This window comes from Sphingopyxis sp. (assembly GCF_036402335.1).
Taxonomy (GTDB): domain Bacteria; phylum Pseudomonadota; class Alphaproteobacteria; order Sphingomonadales; family Sphingomonadaceae; genus Sphingopyxis.
Map to the genome: position 1 here is coordinate 1 of NZ_DASWTD010000321.1, position 6,345 is coordinate 6,345.

Consider the following 6,345-nt stretch of genomic DNA (forward strand, 5'->3'; position numbering starts at 1 on the left):
TGGCGCTGTCGCCCCAGCAGATGATGCCATGCCCCGCGAGCATCACGCCGCGGAGACCCGGATGGGCGGCGACATAATCGCGCAGCTTGAGCCCGAGATCGAAGCCCGGCCGCTGCCAAGGCAACCAGCCTACCGCCCCGCCCCAGATGGCCTGCGTCGCGGCCTCGCCTTCGCTCGATGCGGCCAGCGCGATAATCGCGTCGGGATGGACGTGATCGACATGCGCAAAAGGCAGATAGCTATGGAGCGGGGTATCGATCGACGCCGCGCGCGGGTTGAGCGCAAAGGTGCAATGCGGCAGATAGCCGACCATCTCGTCCTCATGGTCGAGCCCGCGATAGAGCTTTTCGAGCCCGAGCAATTTGTCCTGATAGAGCGTCGAAAAACCATCGAGCTTCATCGAACCGATGTCGCCGCCCGACCCCTTCACCCACAGGACCGGAACGGTTTCGCCGGTCAGCGGATCGCGTGCATCGAGCTTGGCCGAGGTGTTGCCGCCGCCGAAATTGGTGACCGTGAGGTCCGAGCCGAGGCGGTTCGAGCGATAGAGGAGCAGATCTTCAGGCGACTTGTCCACCACCTCTTCATCCGACCAGCGATTCGCGGGGATAGCGAAAAGCAGCGCAGCAGCGTTGGATTGAGGCGTGACGTCCAGAAGATCGGGCATGAAGGAAACTCGTTGTTTCGACTATGCAGGGATGTGTATCGAAATCGCTGGCGCTCTGCAATCAGTTTCGATAAAGTTCGATCAAATTCGGTCGCAACGAAGCAAAGGGAGAGGGATGAGGGGCCGCGCAACCATAGTCCTCGATAGCGGAAAAACCTTGGCAAAGCTGAGCCTTTGGTCCGCCGACGGCGCGATGATCGAACGGCGCGTGCGCGCCAATGCGCGCATCGAAACGGGCGCCTATGCCGCGCTCGATGTGGCTGGGATCGAAGCGTGGGTCGCCGGGGTACTGCGCGATTTTGCCAAGCTGGCCGATGTCGGCGCGATCATCCCCGTCGGGCACGGCGCCGCCGCCGCAATCATCCGCGGGAATCGCCTCGCCTGCCCGCCGGTCGATTACGAAGAGGCGATGCCCGCGGACCTGCGCGCGCATTATGACGCCGAGCGCGACGCTTTTTCACAGACCGGTTCGCCCTCGCTTCCCGGCGGCCTCAACCTCGGCGCGCAGCTATTCCGCCTAGAGGCGCTCGACCCCGATCTCGCCAACGGAACGCAGATCCTGCCGTGGGCGCAATATTGGAGCTGGTTGCTCAGCGGCGTTGCGGCGTCCGAAGTGACGAGCCTCGGCTGTCACACCGACCTCTGGAATCCGCTGACCGGCAAGGCGTCCGCCCTCGCCGAGCGGCGCGGCTGGGCCGCCCGACTGGCTCCGCTGCGCGGCGCGGGCGAGGTCCTCGGTACGCTGACACCCGCTTGGGTCCAGCGCACCGGCCTGCCCGCCGATACCGAAGTGCATTGCGGGCTCCACGATTCGAATGCCGCGCTGCTCGCGGCGCGCGGCTTTGCAGAAATCGCCGACAGCGAATCGACCGTGCTGTCGACGGGGACATGGTTCGTCGCGATGCGTTCGCCCAAGGACGCCGTGTCGATGGATACGAGCCGCCTCGACGAGGCGCGCGATTGCCTGATCAATATCGACGCGTTCGGCAAGCCGATCCCGTCGGCGCGCTTCATGGGCGGGCGCGAGATCGAAACGCTGATCGGCCTTGATACGCGGCGGATCGACATCGCCCCGGACCAGCCCGCGCTGCTTGCAGCGCTCCCCGATGTGCTCGCCGGCGGCGCGATGGTATTGCCGACCTTCGCGCCGGGCTTTGGCCCCTTCCCGCTTGGCCATGGCCGGTGGATCGCCGAGCCCGCAGATGATAGCGCGCGCCGCGCCGCGGTATCGCTCTACGCCGCGCTCGTCGCCGATGCTTCGCTCAGCCTGATCGGCACGCAGGACCGATTACTGATCGAAGGCCGCTTCGCCGAGGGGCAGGTGTTCGTGCGCGCGCTCGCCGCGCTGCGGCCCGACCTTCGCGTCTATACCGGCAAGGCGCACAACGACGTCTCCTATGGCGCGCTGCGCCTGCTCGACGCGGCACTGCCGCCCGCCGAACCGCTCGAGCGGGTAGTACCGCTCGAGGTCGATCTCACGCCCTATCGCGACCGGTGGCGCGAGGAAGCCCGGCGAATGAAAGACGCTGCGTGAAACCTGCATCGATCGGCGACTATCGCGAGGCCGCACGGCGGCGCCTGCCGCATTTCCTTTTCGAATATTTCGTCGGCGGGTCCTATGCCGAGCGCACGCTGCGCGCGAACATCGACGATCTGCAGGATATCCTGCTCCGCCAGCGCGTGCTGAACGACGTTTCGGCGATCGACCTGTCGACAGCGCTGTTCGGCCAGCAACTCGCGATGCCGGTCGCGCTCGGTCCGATCGGGCTCGCGGGAATGGCGGCGCGGCGCGGCGAGGTGCAGGCGGCGCGCGCGGCCGCCGCCAAGGGCGTGCCCTTCACCCTGTCGACTGTATCGGCCTGCTCGCTCGCCGAAGTCGCGCAGGGTTCACCGACGCCATTCTGGTTCCAGCTCTATATGGTGCGCGACCGCGGCTTCATGCGGTCGCTGCTCGACGAGGCGAGCGCAGCGCACTGCCCGGTTCTGGTCTTTACCGTCGACATGCCGCTGCCCGGCGCGCGCTATCGCGACGTGCGTTCGGGACTTTCAGGCGCGGCGAATTTGCGCGGACAGCTGCGCCGTGTCGGTCAGGCCATGACCCGCCCCGGCTGGGCGTGGGATGTCGGGGTTCGTGGCCGGCCGCATCAGCTCGGGAATGTCGCGCCGCTGCTCGGGCCCCAATCGGGACTCGAGGATTTTCTCGGCTGGATGAAGGACAATTTCGACCCGCGCGTGACATGGGCCGACCTCGATTTCGTACGCGCGCACTGGAAGGGACCGATCGTCATCAAGGGCATATTGGACGCCGACGATGCCCGCCGCGCGGCTCAGGCCGGAGTCGACGGTATCATTGTGTCGAACCACGGTGGGCGGCAGCTCGACGGGGTGCCGTCGGTCGCGCGCGCCCTGCCCGCGGTCGCCGATGCGGTGGGCGACCGGCTGACATTGCTCGCCGATGGCGGGGTGCGCTCAGGGCTCGACGTGATGCGGATGCTCGCGCTCGGCGCGCAGGGCGTGCTGCTCGGACGCGCGTGGGCCTTTGCGCTCGCTGCGGACGGCGAACGCGGGGTCCGTCATGTGCTTGATCTGATCGAAGCCGAGATGCGCGTCGCCATGGCGCTGACCGGCGTGACCCATATCAACAGGATCGGCCCGGAAATGCTGGCTGCCTGATACGGACGAGGGGAGAGAAATATGGATGCGAACCCGCTGCTCGGCGTGTTCTTTCACTGGCTGGGCGGGCTGTCGTCGGCGAGCTTCTATGTGCCGTACAAGCGCATTCGCGCCTGGTCGTGGGAAATTTTCTGGATCACCGGCGGCATCTTCTCATGGTTGATCGCTCCATGGCTGTTTGCATCGATCCAGACGCATGACCTGATCGGCGTACTCAGCCGGACGCCGGGCGACATCTGGTTCTGGTGCTGGTTCTGGGGCGCGATGTGGGGGCTTGGCGGGCTGACCTTCGGGCTCACCATGCGCTACCTCGGGCTGTCGCTCGGCATGGCGGTCGCGCTCGGGCTGACGACCGTGATCGGCACGATGGGGCCGCCGATCTTTCGCGGCACGATGGGCGAGCTCTTCGCGACGACGAGCGGGCAGACGGTGTTCCTCGGCATCGCGATCACCTTGGTCGGGATCGTTATCGTCGCGCAGGCAGGGCGCCGCAAGGAACGCGAGATGGGCGACGACGCCGCGCCCGACGCCTCCGAGTTCAACCTTCGCAAGGGGCTTGCGATCGCGGTCTTCTCGGGCATCATGTCGGGCTGCTTCGCCTGGGGCCTCGACGCCGGGGCACCGATCCGCGAGCTGACGCTCGCCGCCGGAACCGATCCGTTGTGGCAGGGGCTGCCGGTCCTCTGCGTCGTGCTGCTCGGCGGGCTCACGACCAACCTCATCTGGTGCGGCATCCTGATCGCGCGCAACCGCAGCATCCGCCAGTTCGCCGGCGAAGCCGCGCCAGGCGCGACCGAAAGGCCGCCGCTCGCGCTCAACTACGGCCTCGCTGCGCTCGGCGGGACGCTCTGGTATTTCCAGTTCTTTTTCTACACGATGGGCGAAAGCCAGATGGGGCGCTTCGGTTTTTCGAGCTGGACGCTGCACATGGCGAGCATCATCCTCTTCTCGACCCTCTGGGGCTTCGCGCTCAGCGAATGGGCGCCCGCCGGAAAACGGACGCGCGCCCTCGTGTGGCTCGGGATCGCGGTGCTGATGGCGTCGACCGTCGTGATCGGCCTCGGCAACAGCCTCGCATAGGGTCTAGGCGGGCGTCGCGGCCAGTTCGCCGCGCGCCTGCCGGAATACCTCGATGCTGCCCCAGATCGCCAGCATCGCCATGATTGCCGCGACCGCGAGGTCGGGCCAGCTGCGTCCGGTACCGAAAACCCCGAGCGCGGCGCCCATGACCGCAATATTGCCGATCGCATCGTTGCGCGAGCAGATCCACACCGAGCGCATGTTCGCATCGCCCGTCCGGTAGCGATAGAGCATCAGCGCAACCGCGACGTTGGCGGCGAGCGCGAGCGCACCGATCAGTCCCATCGTCTCGGCATGCGGCGCCGATCCGGTGACGAAGCCCCAGACCGCCGATCCGAATACCCACAGGCCAAAGACGAGCATCGTCCCCGCCTTCAGCAACGCGGCGCGGGCGCGCCACGCCAGCGCCATGCCGGCAACGCCAAGGCTGATCGCATAATTGGCGCTGTCGCCGAGGAAATCGAGCGCGTCGGCCTGAAGCGCGCGCGAATCCGCGGCGACCCCCGCGACAATCTCGACGCCGAACATCGCGGCATTGATGATGAGCGCGATCCAGAGGATACGCCGCCACTTGGGGTCATTGAGTGCGGTCTTGCCGCTTTTACCGGCACAGCATTGATCGGCCATCGCCGAAATCTCCTGTTATCTTCGAGTCGGCATCCTATATGCACCCTGTAGCAACTACAGGGTCAAGCAATGAAAATCGGCGAACTGTCGCGAGCCACCGGCACCAACATCGAAACCATCCGCTATTATGAGCGCATCGGGCTGCTTCCCGCGCCCGATCGCACCGCGGCGAATTACCGCAGCTATGGCGACGCGCACCGCTCGCGGCTCAGCTTCGTGCGCCATTCGCGCGACCTGGGGTTCACGATCGAGGAAATCCGCTCGCTGCTCGACCTGTCGGACGATCCCGCACGCGACTGCGGCGAGGCCGACCGGATCGCGACCGCGCATCTGGAGCAAGTCGAGGCGAAAATCGCGCAGCTGACTTTGCTTCGCGACGAACTGGCGCGCATCGTCGGGCGCTGCCGCGGCGGGGTCGCCGCCGATTGCCGCGTGATCGAGGCACTCGGCGATCACCGCCACTGCGAAAGCGCGCACTAGGCGCACACCAACATAGGTCAAGGACCGACGCCCGATTCCACTCGGTTCGTCTTATGCACCGGAACTCGCCCCCTTTGCGCGCGTCAGTCGGACAGGTTGGGGGCGTCGCCCCCGACGCCTGCCAGCCGCTCCCCCAGCGAAACGAGGAGACGGAAAGTGGAAAGGCAGACGAACAGAGACCCGGGCAGCCGCGACGCCGACAGCGATCGCGAGACGCAGTCCGGGTCGCTCCATGATTGGGAAGCGAACCGCGACGACGATCGCGGCAGCTACGCCTATGGCGGCTATCCCGAGGCAGGATTTGGCCCGCGCGACACCGGGCGTTATGGCGACCATGGCCGCAGCGGACGCGAGCGCACCGAGCGCGGGCATTACAGCGCCGACCGCGCGCGCGACTATGCCGGTAACGACTGGAACCGCAGCTATGGCTCGCGGCGCTACTGGAACGACGATCCGGGCTACGGCGAACACGACGACGGAAATCGCTATCGCGGCACGCGCGACCGGAACCGGCGCGGCGAGGAACAGGATAGGTCGGCATGGACCTATATGGGCTATGCCGATCCCTACGGCTGGCCGACCTATATGCCCTATGCGAGCGCCGACTTCGGGCGGCCCACCTATGGCCGCAGCGGCTATGCGCCGCGCGGCCGGGGCGAACGCGGTTTCTTCGAGCGCGCGGGCGATGAGGTGCTGTCATGGTTCGGCGACGAGGAAGCGCAACGCCGCCGCGAGCGCGATCATCGCGGGCGCGGGCCGACCGACTATATCCGTTCGGACGACCGCATCCGCGAGGATGTGAACGACCGGCTGACCGA

General features: G+C 66.7%; 7 protein-coding genes. 5 read left to right on the plus strand and 2 right to left on the minus strand.

From position 1 onward, the window contains the following. Nucleotides 1-667, minus strand: a 667-nt coding sequence (locus VGD20_RS09940) for a class II aldolase/adducin family protein (RefSeq protein WP_331134287.1), incomplete at its 3' end; no start/stop codon positions are given. Nucleotides 668-860: 193 nt separating this feature from the next. Here VGD20_RS09940 and VGD20_RS09945 point away from each other — a divergent pair. Genes VGD20_RS09945 through rhaT form a run of 3 tightly spaced genes read left to right on the plus strand, consistent with a single transcriptional unit; the run spans nt 861 to nt 4,420 of the window. Next, nucleotides 861-2,201, plus strand: coding sequence for a carbohydrate kinase (locus VGD20_RS09945; protein ID WP_331134288.1), 1,341 nt, complete (start codon nt 861-863; stop codon nt 2,199-2,201). Further along, nucleotides 2,198-3,340, plus strand: a complete 1,143-nt coding sequence (lldD, locus tag VGD20_RS09950) for an FMN-dependent L-lactate dehydrogenase LldD (RefSeq protein WP_331134289.1) — start codon at nt 2,198-2,200, stop codon at nt 3,338-3,340. Before VGD20_RS09945 ends, lldD begins: the two co-directional genes overlap by 4 nt. Nucleotides 3,341-3,361: 21 nt before the next feature. Beyond that, complete coding sequence (gene rhaT / locus VGD20_RS09955; RefSeq protein ID WP_331134290.1) at nt 3,362-4,420, plus strand: L-rhamnose/proton symporter RhaT; 1,059 nt, start codon at nt 3,362-3,364, stop codon at nt 4,418-4,420. Nucleotides 4,421-4,423: 3 nt separating this feature from the next. Here the strand turns inward: rhaT and VGD20_RS09960 are convergent, their stop codons facing one another. Continuing rightward, on the minus strand, nt 4,424-5,047 hold the full coding sequence (locus tag VGD20_RS09960; RefSeq protein WP_325542094.1) for a cation transporter: 624 nt from the start codon (nt 5,045-5,047) through the stop codon (nt 4,424-4,426). Between the two features lie 69 nt (nt 5,048-5,116). Between VGD20_RS09960 and VGD20_RS09965 the strand changes: the two genes are divergently transcribed. Together VGD20_RS09965 and VGD20_RS09970 are read left to right on the plus strand one after the other, a co-directional pair. Further along, entirely contained in the window at nt 5,117-5,527 is a 411-nt protein-coding gene (locus VGD20_RS09965; RefSeq protein WP_331134291.1) for a helix-turn-helix domain-containing protein, read from the plus strand. A gap of 156 nt (nt 5,528-5,683) precedes the next feature. Then, the coding region (locus tag VGD20_RS09970; protein WP_331134292.1) for an SWFGD domain-containing protein at nt 5,684-6,345 on the plus strand (662 nt) is incomplete at its 3' end.

Coding starts and splice junctions, on each gene's coding strand:
- VGD20_RS09945 (WP_331134288.1), top strand. CDS start 861: ATGATCGAACGGCGCGTGCGCGCCAATGCGCGCATCGAAACGGGCGCC.
- rhaT (WP_331134290.1), top strand. CDS start 3,362: ATGGATGCGAACCCGCTGCTCGGCGTGTTCTTTCACTGGCTGGGCGGG.
- VGD20_RS09960 (WP_325542094.1), bottom strand. CDS start 5,047: ATGGCCGATCAATGCTGTGCCGGTAAAAGCGGCAAGACCGCACTCAAT.
- VGD20_RS09965 (WP_331134291.1), top strand. CDS start 5,117: ATGAAAATCGGCGAACTGTCGCGAGCCACCGGCACCAACATCGAAACC.